The sequence below is a fragment of the Halomonas sp. SS10-MC5 genome, from assembly GCF_015992245.1.
GTDB lineage: Bacteria > Pseudomonadota > Gammaproteobacteria > Pseudomonadales > Halomonadaceae > Halomonas > Halomonas sulfidoxydans.
In genome coordinates, this window is the sequence record NZ_CP065435.1 from 2,973,567 (window position 1) to 2,990,067 (window position 16,501).

Here is a 16,501-nt window from a genome sequence, read left to right on the forward strand (position 1 = left end):
ATTGGCTCCCGGAGCAGGACTCGAACCTGCGACCCAGTGATTAACAGTCACTTGCTCTACCGACTGAGCTATCCGGGAACGGCATGACGGGAAAGGATTCCCAGGGCGGGGCTGATGGCTCCTCGAGCAGGACTCGAACCTGCGACCCAGTGATTAACAGTCACTTGCTCTACCGACTGAGCTATCGAGGAATGACGGACGTCAGGATCAGCTCGTGTTCTTGGCTCCCGGAGCAGGACTCGAACCTGCGACCCAGTGATTAACAGTCACTTGCTCTACCGACTGAGCTATCCGGGAATGGCCGTGAACACGGTGCGTAGTATACGGATCGCTCACATAAGGTCAAGGGCGGATTCTGCCGGCCTGACACCGCTCTCGAACGCACGATGCCCGCGCAACCGGAGTCGCGCGGGCATCATGTGTGAAACCTGGTGGCTACGCCCTGATTCGAACAGGGGACCCCATCATTATGAGTGATGTGCTCTAACCGGCTGAGCTACGTAGCCTTTCGAACGGGAATCGAACCCCTCGACGCGGCAGGATTATGCACGAAACGAATCGGGCTAGCAAGCCGGCGCGGCTCCGGTTTTTATTGATTGAACGTTCAATAAAAAAATGCCATGCTGATGGAAAATCCAGCGGCGTCGTTCTCGAGAGGAGGCAGCGGGTGCCCAAGACAGGTATGGAGCCGATCCGGCGTAGCCAGCTCATCAAGGCGACCATGACCGCCATCGACGAAGTCGGTCTGGCTGATGCCACGGTCCTGCGAATCGCCCGGCATGCCGGCGTATCGGCAGGCATCATCAGTCACTACTTCGGCGGCAAGGACGGCCTGCTCGAGGCCACCATGCGCCAGATCCTGACCGACCTCGGCGAGGCGGTGGCACAGCGCCGTCGCCAGCTCGTCAATGGCTCTCCTCGTGAGCATATCGGCGCGATCATCGATGGCAACTTCGATCGCAGCCAGATCATCGGTCCGGCCGCCAAGACCTGGCTCGCTTTCTGGGCCAGCAGCATGCACAAGCCGCAGCTCCAGCGCCTTCAGCACGTCAACGACCAGCGCCTCTACTCCAACCTGTGCTGCCAGTTTCGTCGTCTGATGCCGCACGCAGCGGCGCGCGATGCCGCCCGCGGCCTGGCCGCCATGATCGATGGCCTGTGGCTGCGCGGCACCCTCAGCCCCGAGGGGCTGGATACCGCACGCGCCCGACGCCTGGCGCACGCCTACCTCGACCAGCTGCTGGCCCGTTACGACACCTCCCTTGCGTCCACCAAGGAGACAGCATGACCGCTTACGACACCGAGACCCTGTACATCGCGGGCCGTCGGGAGCCGGCAACGTCCGGCGAAACCTTCGACGTCGTCAATCCCTATGACGGCAGCCTGCTGGCCAAGGTCGAACAGGCCAGCCAGGCCGACATCGATCGCGCCGTCGACTCGGCCCGGGAGGGTCAGCGCCGCTGGGCCGCCATGACCGGCATGCAGCGCGGCCGCATCCTCTACCGTGCCGTCGCACTCTTGAGAGAGCGGAATGACGAGCTTGCCGAGCTCGAGACACGCAATACCGGCAAGCCGATCAGCGAAACCGCCGCGGTGGACATCGTCACCGGCGCCGACGCGCTCGAGTACTATGCCGGCCTGGCGCCGGCCATCGAGGGCGCCCAGATCCCCCTGCGCGAGTCGTCGTTCGTCTACACCCGCCGCGAGCCGCTGGGCGTGATCGGCGCCATCGGCGCCTGGAACTATCCGATCCAGATCGCCTGCTGGAAAGCGGCCCCGGCGCTGGCCGCGGGCAACGCCGTGGTGTTCAAGCCCAGTGAGGTGACGCCGCTGACCGCCATGAAGCTGGCCGAGATCTTCACCGAAGCGGGGCTGCCCGACGGCGTGTTCAACGTCGTGCATGGCGACGGCCGCATCGGCCAGATGCTGACCGCGCACGAAGGCATCGCCAAGGTGTCGTTCACCGGCGAGGTGGGCACCGGCAAGAAAGTGATGGCCGCGGCCGGCGGCTCGACGCTCAAGGACGTGACCATGGAACTCGGCGGCAAGTCGCCGCTGATCGTCTTCGCCGACGCCGACCTCGAGCGCGCCGCCGATGCGGCGATGATGGCCAACTTCTACTCCAGCGGTCAGATCTGCACCAACGGCACGCGGGTCTTCGTCGAACGCACGGTGAAGCAGGCCTTCGAGGAGAAGGTCGCCGAGCGCGTGGCACGTGTCCGCGCCGGCGACCCGCTCGACCCCAGCGTCAACTTCGGCCCGCTGGTGAGCTTCGAGCACCAGGCCAAGGTGCTCTCGTACATCGAGCAGGGTAAACAGGACGGCGCACGCGTGCTGGTCGGCGGCGAGCCCTTGGCCGAGGGCGATTTCGCCCGCGGCGCCTGGGCCCCGGCCACGGTGTTCACCGATTGCAGCGACGACATGCGCATCGTGCGCGAGGAGATCTTCGGTCCGGTGATGTCGATCCTCGCCTTCGACGAGGAGGAGGAGCTGATCCGCCGCGCCAACGACACCCACTACGGCCTTGCCGCCGGGGTGTTCACCGAGAACCTCGCCCGGGCACACCGCACCATCCATCGGCTGGAAGCCGGCATCTGCTGGATCAACACCTGGGGCGAGTCGCCGGCGGAGATGCCGGTGGGCGGCTACAAGCAGTCCGGTGTGGGCCGCGAGAACGGCATCGAGACCCTGGCCCACTACACCCAGACCAAGTCGGTGCAGGTGGAGATGGGACCCTTCGAGTCGGTGTTCTGAGGAAATCGCCATGTCCCAGATTCGTGAATTCGACTACGTCATCATCGGCGCCGGTTCCGCCGGCAACGTGCTGGCCACCCGCCTCACCGAGGACCCCGACGTCAGCGTGCTGCTGCTCGAGGCCGGCGGCCCCGACTACCGCTTCGACTTCCGCACCCAGATGCCCGCCGCCCTGGCCTACCCGCTGCAGGGCAAGCGCTACAACTGGGCCTTCGAGACCGACCCGGAACCGCACATGGACGGCCGCCGCATGGAGTGCGGCCGCGGCAAGGGGCTCGGCGGCTCGTCGCTGATCAACGGCATGTGCTACATCCGCGGCAATGCCCTGGACTACGACAACTGGGCCAGCATGGCGGGGCTCGAGGACTGGCGCTACGCCGACTGCCTGCCCTACTTCAGGAAGGCCGAGTGCCGCGACATCGGCCCCAACGCCTACCACGGCGGCGACGGGCCGGTCAGCGTGGCCACGCCCAAGGAGGGCAACAACGAGCTCTACCGCGCCTTCGTCGATGCCGGTGTACAGGCGGGCTACCCCGAGACCGAGGACGTCAACGGCTACCAGCAGGAGGGCTTCGGCCCCATGGACCGTTTCGTCACCCCCAAAGGGCGCCGCGCCTCCACCGCCCGCGGCTACCTCGACCAGGCCAAGCAGCGCGCCAACCTCACCATCGAGACCCACGCCACCACCGACGTGATCGAGTTCGAGGGCAAGCGTGCCGTGGGCGTGCGCTACCTGCGCCGCGACCAGGCCCACCAGGTCCGTGCCCGCCGCGAGGTACTGCTGTGCGCCGGGGCCATCGCCTCGCCGCAGATCCTGCTGCGCTCGGGGGTCGGCAACCCGGAGCACCTGCGCGAGTTCGACATTCCGGTGGTGCACGACCTGCCAGGTGTCGGCGAGAACCTGCAGGACCACCTGGAGATGTACATCCAGTACGAGTGCAAGCAGCCGATCACGCTCTACCCGGCGCTGAAGTGGTTCAATCAGCCCAAGATCGGCGCGGAATGGCTGTTTCTCGGCAGCGGCATCGGCGCCAGCAACCAGTTCGAGTCGTGCGCCTTCATTCGTACCCACGACGCGGAGCCCTGGCCCAACCTGCAGTATCACTTCCTGCCCATCGCCATCAGCTACAACGGCAAGAGTGCGGTGCAGGCACACGGCTTCCAGGCCCACGTGGGCTCGATGCGCTCGGAGAGCCGCGGGCGCGTTCGCCTCACATCGCGCGATCCGGCGGCGGCCCCCAGCATCCTGTTCAACTACATGGCCAAGGAGAAGGATTGGCAGGAGTTCCGCGATGCCATTCGCCTGACCCGCGAGATCATCGCCCAACCCGCCATGGATCCGTATCGCGGCCGAGAGATCTCGCCAGGGCCGGACGTGCAGGGCGATGAGGAGCTGGATGCTTTTGTACGCGCGCACGCAGAAACCGCCTACCACCCCTGCGGCAGCTGCCGCATGGGGGAAGGCGACGACGCCGTGGTCGACGGCCAGGGCCGCGTGCATGGCCTGGAGGGACTGCGTGTGGTGGATGCCTCCTTGTTCCCGGTGATCCCTACCGGCAACCTCAATGCACCGACCATCATGCTGGCCGAGAAGATCGCCGACCGCATCCGCGGCCGCGAGCCGCTGCCGCCTTCCGATGCGCCCTACTACGTGGCCGGCGACAGCCCGGCCAGGCGCGAGCCCCAGCGTCGCCTCATTTAAGGCAGCGCTTTAACTTCCTACCCAGCGCCCTGCCTCGTGCAGGGCGCTGTCATTTCGTAGGCGCCTCAGGACTGGCCAGCACTCGGGAGATCGGCTAGGCTGACACATTCAAACAACCGTTCTAAACATGAACCAAGGGAGCGCCGAACACATGCTCACCCTGTTACTCCTGATCCTCACCGTCGCTGGCCTGCTGGCACTGATGCGGCGCGAGGCCGGCGCCATGCCGATCCTGGTCATGCTCGGAGGCCTTGGCCTGGTGAGTCTGCTGGTCTCCCCCGTGCTTGGCGTACTGCTGCTGCTCGGCGCGGCGGCGGTGGCCGTGGCCGGGCTTCCGGCGCTGCGCACCCGGTGGCTCACGCCGCGCCTGTTCGCCATGTTCAAGCGCGTCTCGCCCAAGGTCTCCGACACCGAGCGCACTGCGCTGGAAGCCGGTACCGTGGCCTGGGACGGCGAACTCTTCTCGGGCCGCCCCCGGTGGGACAGGCTGATGAGCTACCGCGACGACGGCCTGAGCGAGGAGGAGCGCGCCTTCATCGATCACCAGTGCTCGGTGGCGGCGGGCATGTGCAATGCCTGGGAGATCGCCAAGGAGCGTGCCGACCTGCCCGAGGAGCTGTGGCAGTACCTGAAGAAGGAAGGCTTCTTCGGCATGATCATCCCCAAGGAGTACGGCGGCCTCGGGTTCTCGGCCAAGGCCCAGTCGCTGGTGCTGCAGAAGCTCTCGATCAGCGAGACGCTGATGGTCACGGTAGGCGTGCCCAACTCCCTGGGGCCGGGCGAGCTGCTGCTCAAGTACGGCACCCAGGCGCAGAAGGACCACTACCTGCCGCGCCTGGCCGACGGCCGCGAGATCCCCTGCTTCGGGCTGACCGGCCCCCGCGCCGGCAGTGATGCCACCTCGCTGCCCGACACCGGCATCGTGTGCAAGGAAATGATCGACGGCAAGGAGGTGCTGGGGCTGCGCCTCGACTTCGAGAAGCGCTGGATCACCCTGGCCCCCATCGCCACCGTGGTGGGCCTGGCCTTCCGCCTGTTCGACCCCGATCATCTGCTGGGCGAGGAGGAGGATCGTGGCATCACCCTGGCGCTGGTGCCGCGCAACACCGCCGGCATGGAGATCGGCCGGCGCCACCATCCCATCGGCAGCCCGTTCCTCAACGGCCCGATCAAGGGCAAGGACGTCTTCGTGCCGCTGGACACCATCATCGGCGGCACCGAGATGATCGGCCAGGGCTGGCGCATGCTGGTGGAGTGCCTCTCCATCGGACGCTGCATCACCCTGCCCTCCGGCGCCAGCGGTACCTCGCGCTACGCCTTGGGCTGGACCGGCGGCTTCGCCCGCGTTCGCCGCCAGTTCAACGTCCCCGTCGCGGAAATGGAGGGCGTGCAGGAACCGCTCGCCCGCATGGCGTCGCTGGGGTACATCGCCCAGGCGGCGGTCTACCAGACCGCCAATACCATCGATCGCGGCGAGAAGCCGGCGGTGCCCTCGGCGATTCTCAAGAGCCAGCTCACCGAGTTCCAGCGCATCGCGCTCTCCGACGCCATGGACATCCACGGCGGCAAGGCGGTCACCCTGGGCCCGCGCAACTACCTGGGCATCGGCTACAGCGCCAACCCGGTGTCGATCACGGTCGAGGGCGCCAACATCATGACCCGCAACCTGATGATCTTCGGCCAGGGCGCCATCCGCTGCCACCCGTTCGTGCTCGAGGAGCTGGCCGCTTCGGACAGCAACGACCTGCCGGCCTTCGATCGCGCCTTCTTCGGCCATGCCGCCCTGGTCTTCGGCAACGCCGCCCGCGCCTTCACCATGGGGCTCGGCATCGGCAAGCCGGATGTGCCTTTCGACGCGGTCGCCGCACCCTATGCCCGCGACATGGCGCGCCTCTCGGCCGGCTTCAGCCTGTGCGCCGATGCCGCCATGGCCAGCCTCGGGGCCACGCTCAAGCAGCGCGAGATGCTCTCGGCGCGCCTGGGCGACGTGCTCTCCAACCTCTATCTCGCCTCGATGGTGCTCAAGCACTGGCAGGAGGGCGACAAGGTGGAAGGCGAGGCCGCCCTGCTCCACTACAGCTGCACTCATCTGCTGCAGCGCGCCGAACAGGCCTTCGACGAGCTGTTCGACAACCTGCCCAACCGGGCGCTCGCCGGTGTGCTGCGCACCGTGACGATGCCGTTGGGACGGCGCTGGAAGCGCCCCGCCGACCAACTGACCCGCGAGATCGCCCAGGCGGTGTCGCGCGACACCGCGCTGCGCGCCAAGCTGCTCGCGGCGGCCTGGCAGCGGAACGACGGCGTCAAGGACAATCCCCTGGCCCGCTACAACGCCCTGCTCGCCGACTACGACCGCGCCGAGGCGCTCTATCGCACCGTCAACAAGGCCTACGCCAAGGGCGAGCTGCCGCGCGAGGCGCTGCACCCCGAGGCGCGCCTGGAAGCGGCACGGGAGAAGGGACTGGTCAGCGAAGAGGACGCCGAGTTCATGCGCGGCTTCGAAGCCGAGGTACTGGAGCTGCTGAGCGTGGACGACTTCGAGTACGACGAATTCGCCACCGACAAGGCCAACATCCTGCGCCACAACGCGGCGTAAGGTCAGCACCACTCACCAACCCCGGCCCAGCGCCGGGGTGTCTTATTGTTCAAAGCGGCGAGCGCAGTAGCGAATCGCGACCTCTTATAACGGCCAGACCAGCAATATCATCGGCATCGCCACCGCCAGCACCAGCAGCGACAGCGGCAAGCCCATCCTCCAATAGTCGCCGAACCGGTAGCCACCGGGCCCCATCACCAGGGTGTTGGACTGGTGCCCAATCGGCGTGAGAAAGGCGCACGAGGCACTCACCGCGACCACCATCAGGAAGGGGTCGGCCGAGGCGCCGAAGCCGTCGGCCAAACTGGCGGCAATGGGGGCCATCAGCAGCGCCGCCGCGGCATTGTTGATCACGTTGGAAAGCAGCATCGAAATCAGGAACAGGCCGATCAGCAGCAAGAGCACCGGCCACTGCTCGCCTGCCATCACCAGGCTTTCGGCCACCAGGGCCGCTCCGCCGCTGGTCTCCAACGCCTGGCCCACTGGCAGCATGGCCGCCAGCAGCACGATGACCGGCCCGTCGACGGCCTGGTAGGCCTCGCGCAGTGGCAGCACGCCCACCAGCAGCGAGACCAGCGCCGCCGCCGATAGCGCCACCGCTGCCGGCAGCAGGTCCATCAGCATGGCCAGTATGGCCACGCCGAAGACGGCAAGCGATACCAGCAGCATGCGTGGCTGACCCAGCGGTAGGTTGCGCCGGGCCAGCGGCAGGCAGCCCAAGGTCGCCAGACTCTCGGAAAGGTTGCTCTCGCCCCCCTGCAGCAGCAGCACGTCGCCGGCGCGAAAGCGAATGTCGCGCAGGCGCTGCTTGAGCCGCCCGCCATCGCGAGCTACGGCGATCAGGTGCAGACCGTACTGGTTCTGCAGGCGCAGCTGGGTGACGGTGCGGTTGATCATCATGGAGTCGTTGCGTACCACCGCCTCGACCAGTTCGAGCCCTTCGGTGTCGGCCGATGTCTTCCCGGATTTGCTCTTCTTGTTCTCCTTGCTCGACTTGTCGTCGTTTCCCTGAGCCGGTCCGGCGTCTGTCCTGGAGGCTTCAGCGTCGCTCTCCTCCGGCTGCGCTGCATTCTCCTGCGCCTCTTGCTCCTCGGGGTCCAAGCCCACCCGCAGCCCGGCCTTGTCCTCGAGCAGCTTCATCTCCTCGGGCCCGGCCTCGACCAGCAGAATGTCGCCCTCCTTCAGGGTGCCCAGGAAGGCGTGCCCGGCCCAACGCCGCTCGTCGCGCACCACGGCCAGCACCGGCACGCTCTCCTCCACCTCCCGCTGCAGTTCCCGCAGCGTCCAGCCCATTGCCTTGGAATCCTCAGTGACCTTCAGTTCCACGAGGTAGTTGGCGGTATCGAACATCTCCTCGGTGGATGCCTTGCCCGCCCGCCTGGGCACCAGCCGCCAGCCCAGCAGCACGATGAACGCCAGTCCTGCCAGCGCCACGACCGCCCCCACGGGAAAGAACGAAAACATGCCGAAACTGTCACCCGTCACGGAGCGACGGTAGGTGGAGATGATGATGTTGGGAGGCGTGCCGATCAGCGTCATCAGGCCGCCGAGCAGCGAGCCGAAGGCCAGCGGCATCAGCAGCAGCGAGGGGGAGGTGTCGTGCTCCCGGGCCAGGCGCATGGCCACCGGCAGCAGCAACGCCAGGGCGCCGACGTTGTTCATGAAGCCGGACAGCACCACCACCGTGGCCGTCAGCGCCACCAGTTGCAGAAACAGCCGATCGCCGACCTTGAGCACCTGTTCGGCGATCACGTCGACCACGCCGGAGCGTTCGAACCCGCGGCTGAGCACCAGCACCGCGGCCACGGTGATGACGGCGGGATGCCCGAAGCCGAAGAACGCCTCGTCGGCCGGCACCAGCCCCAGCATCACCGAGGCCAGCAGCGCCGAGAGCGCCACCAGGTCGAAGCGAAAGCGCCCCCAGACGAAGGCGGCCAGCGTGAGTCCCAGCACGATGAATACCAACGTATGGTCGGCCATACCCGCTCCCTGTGGTGACTCAGGCCCCAGCACAACAGCCGCACGAGAAAAAATCCAGCCTTTTCTGAGAGTTCCCCCCTACGTCGGTGCAAGAAACCCGGCCTGGGCCGGGTCTGCTGCAGGGTAGGCACCGGCTGCTTGGCCATTACCTTCGGCCAAACGGCGCCGGCCTTACGGCTCACGGAACGGCAGGGGGGTATCCGTGTCGCGGCGCACCGCAAAGACGTTCAGGGTCATGGCCACCAGGGCGTAGTAGCCGAACACCCCTACCAGCTCGACCACCGCGGGCTCGCCGAAGGCCTCGACGGCTTCGGCATAGAGTGCCGCGTCGACGCGTCGGGTGGCATAGAGCGTCCGGCCCAGGCGATAGACCAGGCGCTCGTCATCGCGCTCGAAGACCGGCTCCTCGCCCGTACGCAACGCCTCGATCACGTCATCGGCGATGCCTGCCTCGCGGGCGATGGGCTCGTGGATCTGCCATTCGGCCTGGGACCGCCACCAGGCGGCGGTGACCAGGATCGCCAGTTCGGTCAGGCGCAGCTCCAGCCGCGTGCCGTAGCGGCAGAAGGCACCCAGCCGCTGGGCATGATCGGCCAGGCCCGGGCTATGGATCCAGGCCAGGAAGGGGCCGTCCAGATTGCCGCGAGGGCCGCTGAGGATCTCCTCCAGCACGCGGCGCTGTTCGGCGTCCAGGCGCGTCTCGTCGAGCGGGGTCAGGCGGGATTCGATGGCCATGCTTATCTCCTTATCGGCTACCCAGCGCACTGCGCAGGGCGATATCGAGCTTGTCGACGATCTCGTCCAGATGGCTCTCCGCGAGGATGAAGGGCGGCGCCAGCAGGATGTGATCACCCTGGCGTCCGTCGATGGTGCCGCCCATCGGGTAGCACATCAGCCCCGCCTGCATGGCGGCCTGCTTGACGCGTGCATGTACCTTGCGCTCGGGCTCGAACGCCGCCTTGGTGGCCCGGTCCGCCACCAGTTCCAGGCCCAGGAAGAGCCCACGGCCGCGTATGTCGCCGACATGGGGATGTTCGCCGAGGCGCTCGGTCAGGCGCCGCTGCAGTCCTTCGCCCAGCTCACGCACCCGGGGCAGCAGGTCGCGCTCCTGGATGGTCGTCTGCACCGCCAGGGCCGCGGCACAGGCCGTCGCATGGCCGATATAGGTATGCCCGTGCTGGAAGAAGCCCGAGCCATTGGCGATAGCATCGCGGATACGCCCGCTGACCAGGGTGGCGCCGATCGGCTGGTAGCCGGCCCCGAGCCCCTTGGCGATGGTGATCAGGTCGGCGGTGACGCCCTCCTGCTCAGCGGCGAAGAGGGTGCCGGTGCGCCCCATGCCACACATCACCTCGTCGAGAATCAGCAGCACGCCATGGCGATCGCACACCTCGCGCACGCGCTTGAAGTACCCCGGTACCGCGGGAACCGCACCCATGGTGGCCCCTACCACCGGCTCGGCGACGAAGGCCATCACGTTCTCCGCTCCGAGACGCAGGATCTCGGCCTCGAGCTCGTCGGCCAGGCGCGTCGCATAGGCCTCGGGGCTCTCGCCCTCCTGCAGACCGCGGTAGGCATAGCAGGGGCTGACATGACTCACGTCGATCAGCAGCGGCTCGAACTGCTGGCGGCGCCAGGCGTTGCCCCCGGTAGCGAGCGCCCCCAGGGTATTGCCGTGGTAGCTCTGGCGACGCGCAATCAGGTGCTTGCGCTGCGGCTGGCCGATCTCGATGAAATACTGACGCGCCAGCTTCAGGGCCGCCTCCATCGCCTCGGAGCCACCCGAGACGAAGTAGACCGACTCGAGCCCCGCGGGTGCGCGCTCGACCAGAAAATCGGCCAGGGCTTCCATCGGCTCGGTGGTGAAGAAGGCGGTGTGAGCGTAGGCCACCTTGCCCACCTGCTCACGGATGGCCTCGATGACGGCGGCATCGCTATGCCCCAGACAGGAGACCGCGGCGCCACCGCAGGCATCCAGATAACGCCGCCCCTGATCGTCGATCAGGTAAGGGCCTTCACCCTTGATGGCCGCGGGGTAATCCTGCGTCAGGCTGCGGTGGAAAACGTGGCTCATGGGATTCTCCGGGTTGACAATACGCAAAATATAAATGCTCTATTTAAATTTGCAATTAAAATTTGCATATTTATCATCCAACGCCCTCAGCAGCGCCATGAGGCTACAATGCTCCCCCGACGCCACGAGATGAAGTGAAGCGACGCCATGACGGACACCCCCACGCCCCCTCCGGAAACGCTGAGCGGCCTCAGGCAACGGCTCAAGGCCATCGAAGCCGGCGAGGCCGGCATCCGGCTGGGCAAACGCTCCCGGCACGTACTCGCGCTGCTCGTCGAGGCACCGCAGCAGGCCGCGGTCTCATCCATCAGCGAGCTGGCGGAGCGGCTGGGCGTCAATGCGTCGACGCTCTCGCGCCTGGCCCAGCGCCTGGGCTATGGGGGGTTCGGCCAGTTGCAGGATGTCTTCCGCCGCGAAGTCACCGAAGGCCAGAGCTTCTACAGCGACCAGGCCTCCCGCCTCCTCGAGGCGAGCAGCGACACGCAGGGACTGGCCCGGCTGAGCCGGTTGGGACGGCAAGAGAGCGCCAACATGGCGAGCCTGTTGGAGCGGATCGATCCGACGGCCTTCGAGCAGACGGTGACGCTGCTGGCGACGGCCCATCGGGTGCGCGTGCACGGCATGCGCCAGTTCCACTCCCTGGCGCTGTTCATGGCCTATGGCCTGGGGATGTTGCGCCCCGACGTCGCCCCACTCGACGCGGGCCGGCAAGGCGTCGCCGATGCCCTGGCCCAGCTCGACCCCGGCGACGTGCTGATAGTGGCAAGCTGCTTCCCCTATACCCCGAGCGTACTGGCCACGGCCGAGGTCGCGGCCCGCCACGGGGTAGAGGTCATCGCCCTGACCGACTCGGAGCGCTCACCCCTGGCCCGGGTCGCGCGGCACAGCTTTCCGGTGCCCAATCATAGCCTGTTCTACAGCAACAGCATGTGTGCCTTCATGCTGCTCGCCCAAGGGCTGTTGAGTGAAGTGGCCAGCGCCCTGGGTAGCGCCGGGCTGGCGGCGCTCAAGCACCGCGAGACGATGATCGCCGAACTCGGCGCCTCCCTGTGATCGCGGACGATCGCCCAAGACGCAGTGCCACGAAAAATTCAACGAAACTTCAGACAACCTGCCTGCGCTCCTCCCTATGGTGAACCTTTCACGGAGGGAGGAGCGGAGCATGTCATACCGGATCGATATCGACTCATTGCGCCGTTATCAGGCCGACGGCGTAGCATCCAAGGCCATGACCGAGGGTGAGCGCCAGCGCTTCGAACAGGCCGTCGAAGAAGCCCTCAACGCCCGCGCGTCAGCAGGCGGCACGGGCGAACTCGACAGCGCAACGGAGCGGGTCTTCGTCGCCGAGGAAGGCGACAGCCTGTGCCTAACACTGCCGAGAGTTCAAGCGAAAACGAGGACGCCCGCCTCGAGGAGACGGGCGTCGTGTCGGTGCGGCTTCAGGGCAACAGGATGGTCGAGCCGGTGGTCTGGCGGCCGGCCAGCGCATCCTGGGCCTTGCCGGCATCGGCCAGGGCGAAGCGCTGGCCGATGTCGACCTTGATCTTGCCGCTGCCCAGCATGTCGAACAGGTCGCGGCACATCATTTCCAGCCGCTCGCGGCTGTCGGCATAGCCGTTGAGGCTGGGGCGGGTCACGAACAGCGAGCCCTTCTGGTTGAGGATGCCAAGATTGACCCCTTCGACCGGCCCCGAAGCGTTGCCGAAGCTGACCATCAGCGAACGCGGCTTGAGGCAGTCGAGCGAAGTGATCCAGGTGTCCTTGCCCACCGAGTCGTAAACCACATCGCACATCTCGCCATTGGTGAGCTCGCGCACCCGCTCGACCACGTCTTCGCGGGTGTAGTCGATGGTTTCCCAGGCGCCGTTGGCCTTGGCCAGCTTCGCCTTTTCTTCCGAGCTGACGGTCCCGATCAGCTTGACGCCCAGCGCACGCGCCCACTGGCAGGCGATGGAGCCCACCCCGCCGGCGGCGGCATGCCACAGGATCGTCTCGCCGCCCTCGAGCGGTCGGGTCTGGCGCAGCAGGTACTGCACGGTCAAGCCCTTGAGCATGCTGGCCGCGGCGGTTTCCGTGGCGATCGTGTCGGGCAGTACCACGACCTTCTCCGCCGGTAGCACATGGTACTCCGCATAGGCGCCGAGCGGCCCCTGGGCATAGGCGACCCGATCGCCCTCCTTGAGATGGTCGACGCCCTCGCCCACCGCGTCGACCACCCCGGCGCCCTCGGTGCCGAGCCCGGACGGAAGGCCAGGCGCGGGATAGAGGCCGGTGCGGAAATAGATGTCGATGAAGTTGAGCCCGATCGCTTCATTCTTGACCCGAACCTCGCCGGAAGCGGGATCGGCCGGCGTGACGTCGAGGAATTCGAGCACCTCGGAGCCGCCGGTGCGAGCAAACTGGATGCGCTTGGCCATGAGATCTTCCTTTGTTCGCTAACGTTAAGTGAACACCATCCAACCGCCGATCAGGCAGGCGGTCAAGCGCGCCGCCACCCGACAATGATGATCAGCCGGGGAATGCCGCCAGCCGTTCGACGAAACGTGCCTTCTCCTGTTCGAAGAAGCGCGGGTCGTGCTTGAAACGCCGCAGCACGGCGTCGTCATCGAAGCCCAGCGCCGGCTCCAGCTCGTTCACGCCACGCGCCGGGTGGTGGGTCGAGAGGCCGACGCGCCGTCCGCCGGGCGCGGCGAACCAGCGGTTGATGCCGCAGCGGCGAAAGAACGCCTCTTCGTCCTGGTCAAGCGCATCGACCCGCAGCGGGGCCTTCTGGGCCAGCTCGCGGATCAGCCGGCGCAGGCTCTCACGGTCGCCGCCGGGGGAGGCGTGCAGCCTCAGCGACATGCCCGCACCCGAGGCATCGAGTGCCAGCAGGGCCAGCGCACCGGGCCTGCCCTGCTCGTCCACCAGCGCCCACAGGCGGGCGGCCTCCTGCGAGAACAGCACCTGTCGCGTGCCGGTGAACGTGACCAGCGGCGAGAGCCCCGCTTCCCTACCGTAGATATCGGCGCACAGGCGGGCGAGCCAGGCATCGCGCTGCTCGTCACGCTCGGGGGTCATCACCTTCATGCCTTGCCTCGTTGCATCGTCAAAGGCTGCAAGCCTAGCATAGTCGCGGTCGATTCCATGCGCGTCGCCCCGCTCGAATCGCCATTCGGATCCCATAGCTTGCCACGACCTTCACGCGGAGCCCCGACATGCCAAAGCACCCTGCTATTGCGCTGCCCCGATTGATCGCTCACCGCGGTCTCTCCGCGCATGCCCCGGAGAACACGCTGGCGGCGGTGAAGGCGGCACATGAGGCCGGCTATGCCTGGGTGGAACTCGACGTGCAGCTGCTCGGCGACGGTACCCCGGTAATCTGGCACGACGCCACGCTCAAGCGCTGCTCCGACGGCCATGGCCGACTTGCCATGCTGGATCTCGCCGCGGTGCGCAAGCTCGATGTCGGTGCCTGGTTCGGCGACGGCTTCCGCGGCGAGCGCATGGCCACCCTGAGCGACATGCTCGCGCTGCTGGTGGAACTGGACATGGGCGTCAACATGGAGCTCAAGGTGACCCACCGGCGCAGCGGTACCGAGCTGGCCGAGGTGGTGGTACCCCGCCTGCTCAAGGCACTGCCTCCCGAGCGCCTGATTCTCTCTTCCTTCGATCAGCCCGCCCTGCAGCATGCCCGCTCCCTGGCCGATGCCTCGCTGCTGGCCATCGGCGTGCTCACCGAGGGCGTACCCGCAACGTGGCGGACGCGCTGCGAGGCGCTCGATGCCTTCAGCCTTCATACCGACTGGACGCGGCTCACCGCCCGCCGCGCCCGGGAGATCAAGGACGCCGGCTATCGCCTGCTGTGCTACACGCCCAACGACCCCGCCGCGTTCGCCCCGCGCTGGGAGTGGGGCGTCGACTGCGCCATCAGTGACGATCCGGCCCTGTTCGCCGGCATCGCCCCGCCGCCGCGACTCTGAGGAACCGGAGCAAGGACAGCCATGCCTGCAGTGGTCTAGCTTGATGGTGGAACGGACAGAACGAAGCACAGCCAGGAGGAAGTGCAATGGAACTGCTCGACAGTATCACGGACTATCTGATCGACAACGGATTGAAGCTTGCCACCGCCGAGTCCTGTACCGCGGGGCTGATCGTGTCCGAGCTGGCCCGGGTGCCCGGCAGCGGCCAGAGCATCGACTGCGGCCTTGGCGTCTATTCGCCACAATCGAAGCATCGCTACCTCGGGGTCAGCTTCGACACCATCGACCGATACGGATTGACCAGCGAGGCCGTGGCCTGCGAAATGGCCAGCGGAGCGCTGAGCAACAACGATGCCGACGTGGCCCTGGCCAATACCGGCATTGCCGGCCCCACCCCGGGCGACGACGACACTCCCATCGGCACGGTCTGCTTCGCCTGGGCCTTCCGCGAGAATGGCCAGCACCACCATTTCAGCGAAACCCGCCACTTCGACGGCACGCGTAACGAAGTGCGCCTGGCCGCGGCCCACTACGCGCTGGAACGATTGCCTCACTATCACCGGCTGTGCGCCGGCGCCGAATCGACAGGGGCCGAAGAAGAGCGCCGTTCACGCCAGGCCGAGCAGCGCTCGATCGGCGTGCAGCTGCGCTCCAGAACGAACGTCGACGCCCGGCATGAGCTCGAGCGGCGCCGCGATTTCCTATGTGCGGCCATGCGGAAGAGTGGACAGCACACGCTGGTGCTTGGCATCAGCGGCGGTGTCGACTCCACCGTCGCGGGGCGCCTGGCGCAGCTCGCCGTGGAGCAGCTGCGCGAGGAAGGGGAACAGGCCTGGTTCGTCGCCATGCGCCTGCCCTACGGCGTGCAGCAAGATGCCGAGGACGCCGAGCGGGCGCTGGCCTTCATCCAGCCCGACGAAGTGCTGGAGGTGAACATGCAAGCCGGCAGCGATGCCTTGCTGGAAGCGCTGGAGAGCGGCGGGCTGGCATTCACGGACGCCCATCAGCGCGATTTCGTACTGGGCAACATCAAGGCGCGCCAGCGCATGGTGGTCCAGTACGCCGTGGCCGGCGCGCGCGGCGGGCTGGTCATCGGCACCGACCAGGCCGCCGAAGCGCTGATGGGCTTCTTCACCAAGTACGGCGACGGTGCCTGCGATGTCGCTCCGCTGACCGGCCTGACCAAGCGCCAGGTACGCCTGCTCGGCCAGCAGCTCGGCGCCCCCGCTGAGCTGATCGACAAGGCGCCCACCGCCGACCTCGAGTCGCTGGCACCGCAGAAGCTCGACGAGGTGGCCCTCGGCGTCAGCTACGATGAGATCGACGCCTTCCTGGAGAACCGGGATGTCTCCCGACCCGCCTTCGATACCATCGTGACCACCTACCGGCGCACCGAGCACAAGCGCCAGTTGCCGCTCACGCCGGACTGAAAC

12 protein-coding genes and 4 tRNA genes are annotated in these 16,501 nt (G+C 66.9%); 7 read left to right on the top strand and 9 right to left on the bottom strand.

Annotated features, from left to right (window positions below):
- Positions 1-2: 2 nt before the first annotated feature.
- The 4 genes from I4484_RS13855 to I4484_RS13870 form a co-directional block, all read right to left on the bottom strand.
- Positions 3-78 (bottom strand) — tRNA-Asn (locus tag I4484_RS13855).
- A 37-nt stretch (positions 79-115) separates the two neighbouring features.
- Positions 116-191: transfer RNA gene (locus tag I4484_RS13860), tRNA-Asn, on the bottom strand.
- Between the two features lie 30 nt (positions 192-221).
- Positions 222-297: transfer RNA gene (locus tag I4484_RS13865), tRNA-Asn, on the bottom strand.
- A gap of 132 nt (positions 298-429) precedes the next feature.
- Positions 430-506 (bottom strand) — tRNA-Met (locus I4484_RS13870).
- Positions 507-667: 161 nt separating this feature from the next.
- Between I4484_RS13870 and betI the strand changes: the two genes are divergently transcribed.
- The 4 genes from betI (at position 668) to I4484_RS13890 (ending at position 7,052) form a co-directional block, all read left to right on the top strand.
- The gene (betI, locus tag I4484_RS13875) at positions 668-1,288 is read left to right on the top strand and encodes a transcriptional regulator BetI (RefSeq protein ID WP_197447850.1); all 621 of its coding nucleotides are present in this window, start codon (positions 668-670) and stop codon (positions 1,286-1,288) included.
- Positions 1,285-2,754, top strand: a complete 1,470-nt coding sequence (gene betB / locus I4484_RS13880) for a betaine-aldehyde dehydrogenase (RefSeq protein WP_197447851.1) — start codon at positions 1,285-1,287, stop codon at positions 2,752-2,754. Before betI ends, betB begins: the two co-directional genes overlap by 4 nt.
- 10 nt (positions 2,755-2,764) lie before the next feature.
- A complete protein-coding gene (gene betA / locus I4484_RS13885; RefSeq protein WP_197447852.1) occupies positions 2,765-4,456 on the top strand; it encodes a choline dehydrogenase in 1,692 nt (563 codons plus the stop codon).
- A gap of 151 nt (positions 4,457-4,607) precedes the next feature.
- Positions 4,608-7,052: an acyl-CoA dehydrogenase gene (locus I4484_RS13890; protein WP_197447853.1), complete on the top strand. Its 2,445-nt coding sequence runs from the start codon at positions 4,608-4,610 to the stop codon at positions 7,050-7,052.
- Positions 7,053-7,136: 84 nt separating this feature from the next.
- Here the strand turns inward: I4484_RS13890 and I4484_RS13895 are convergent, their stop codons facing one another.
- The 3 genes from I4484_RS13895 to I4484_RS13905 form a co-directional block, all read right to left on the bottom strand.
- A complete protein-coding gene (locus I4484_RS13895; protein WP_197447854.1) occupies positions 7,137-9,032 on the bottom strand; it encodes an SLC13 family permease in 1,896 nt (631 codons plus the stop codon).
- Between the two features lie 171 nt (positions 9,033-9,203).
- Complete coding sequence (locus I4484_RS13900) at positions 9,204-9,767, bottom strand: carboxymuconolactone decarboxylase family protein (protein WP_197447855.1); 564 nt, start codon at positions 9,765-9,767, stop codon at positions 9,204-9,206.
- Between the two features lie 10 nt (positions 9,768-9,777).
- On the bottom strand, positions 9,778-11,106 hold the full coding sequence (locus I4484_RS13905) for an aspartate aminotransferase family protein (protein ID WP_197447856.1): 1,329 nt from the start codon (positions 11,104-11,106) through the stop codon (positions 9,778-9,780).
- A 147-nt stretch (positions 11,107-11,253) separates the two neighbouring features.
- Between I4484_RS13905 and I4484_RS13910 the strand changes: the two genes are divergently transcribed.
- Positions 11,254-12,159, top strand: coding sequence for a MurR/RpiR family transcriptional regulator (locus I4484_RS13910; RefSeq protein WP_197447857.1), 906 nt, complete (start codon positions 11,254-11,256; stop codon positions 12,157-12,159).
- 386 nt (positions 12,160-12,545) lie between these two features.
- Here the strand turns inward: I4484_RS13910 and I4484_RS13915 are convergent, their stop codons facing one another.
- Both I4484_RS13915 and I4484_RS13920 read right to left on the bottom strand, forming a co-directional pair.
- Positions 12,546-13,523, bottom strand: coding sequence for an NADPH:quinone reductase (locus tag I4484_RS13915; protein ID WP_197447858.1), 978 nt, complete (start codon positions 13,521-13,523; stop codon positions 12,546-12,548).
- A gap of 91 nt (positions 13,524-13,614) precedes the next feature.
- Complete coding sequence (locus tag I4484_RS13920; protein WP_197447859.1) at positions 13,615-14,175, bottom strand: hypothetical protein; 561 nt, start codon at positions 14,173-14,175, stop codon at positions 13,615-13,617.
- A gap of 128 nt (positions 14,176-14,303) precedes the next feature.
- Here I4484_RS13920 and I4484_RS13925 point away from each other — a divergent pair, with 128 nt between their 5' ends.
- Positions 14,304-15,068, top strand: coding sequence for a glycerophosphoryl diester phosphodiesterase (locus I4484_RS13925; protein ID WP_197447860.1), 765 nt, complete (start codon positions 14,304-14,306; stop codon positions 15,066-15,068).
- 86 nt (positions 15,069-15,154) lie between these two features.
- Entirely contained in the window at positions 15,155-16,498 is a 1,344-nt protein-coding gene (gene nadE, locus I4484_RS21060) for an ammonia-dependent NAD(+) synthetase (protein WP_346731429.1), read from the top strand.
- The last annotated feature ends 3 nt before the right edge of the window (positions 16,499-16,501 follow it).

Bases quoted from the DNA above. Each gene is read 5' to 3' on its own strand.
- betB (WP_197447851.1), top strand. From the start codon at position 1,285: ATGACCGCTTACGACACCGAGACCCTGTACATCGCGGGCCGTCGGGAG.
- betA (WP_197447852.1), top strand. From the start codon at position 2,765: ATGTCCCAGATTCGTGAATTCGACTACGTCATCATCGGCGCCGGTTCC.
- I4484_RS13890 (WP_197447853.1), top strand. From the start codon at position 4,608: ATGCTCACCCTGTTACTCCTGATCCTCACCGTCGCTGGCCTGCTGGCA.
- I4484_RS13895 (WP_197447854.1), bottom strand. From the start codon at position 9,032: ATGGCCGACCATACGTTGGTATTCATCGTGCTGGGACTCACGCTGGCC.
- I4484_RS13900 (WP_197447855.1), bottom strand. From the start codon at position 9,767: ATGGCCATCGAATCCCGCCTGACCCCGCTCGACGAGACGCGCCTGGAC.
- I4484_RS13905 (WP_197447856.1), bottom strand. From the start codon at position 11,106: ATGAGCCACGTTTTCCACCGCAGCCTGACGCAGGATTACCCCGCGGCC.
- I4484_RS13910 (WP_197447857.1), top strand. From the start codon at position 11,254: ATGACGGACACCCCCACGCCCCCTCCGGAAACGCTGAGCGGCCTCAGG.
- I4484_RS13915 (WP_197447858.1), bottom strand. From the start codon at position 13,523: ATGGCCAAGCGCATCCAGTTTGCTCGCACCGGCGGCTCCGAGGTGCTC.
- I4484_RS13920 (WP_197447859.1), bottom strand. From the start codon at position 14,175: ATGAAGGTGATGACCCCCGAGCGTGACGAGCAGCGCGATGCCTGGCTC.
- I4484_RS13925 (WP_197447860.1), top strand. From the start codon at position 14,304: ATGCCAAAGCACCCTGCTATTGCGCTGCCCCGATTGATCGCTCACCGC.
- nadE (WP_346731429.1), top strand. From the start codon at position 15,155: ATGGAACTGCTCGACAGTATCACGGACTATCTGATCGACAACGGATTG.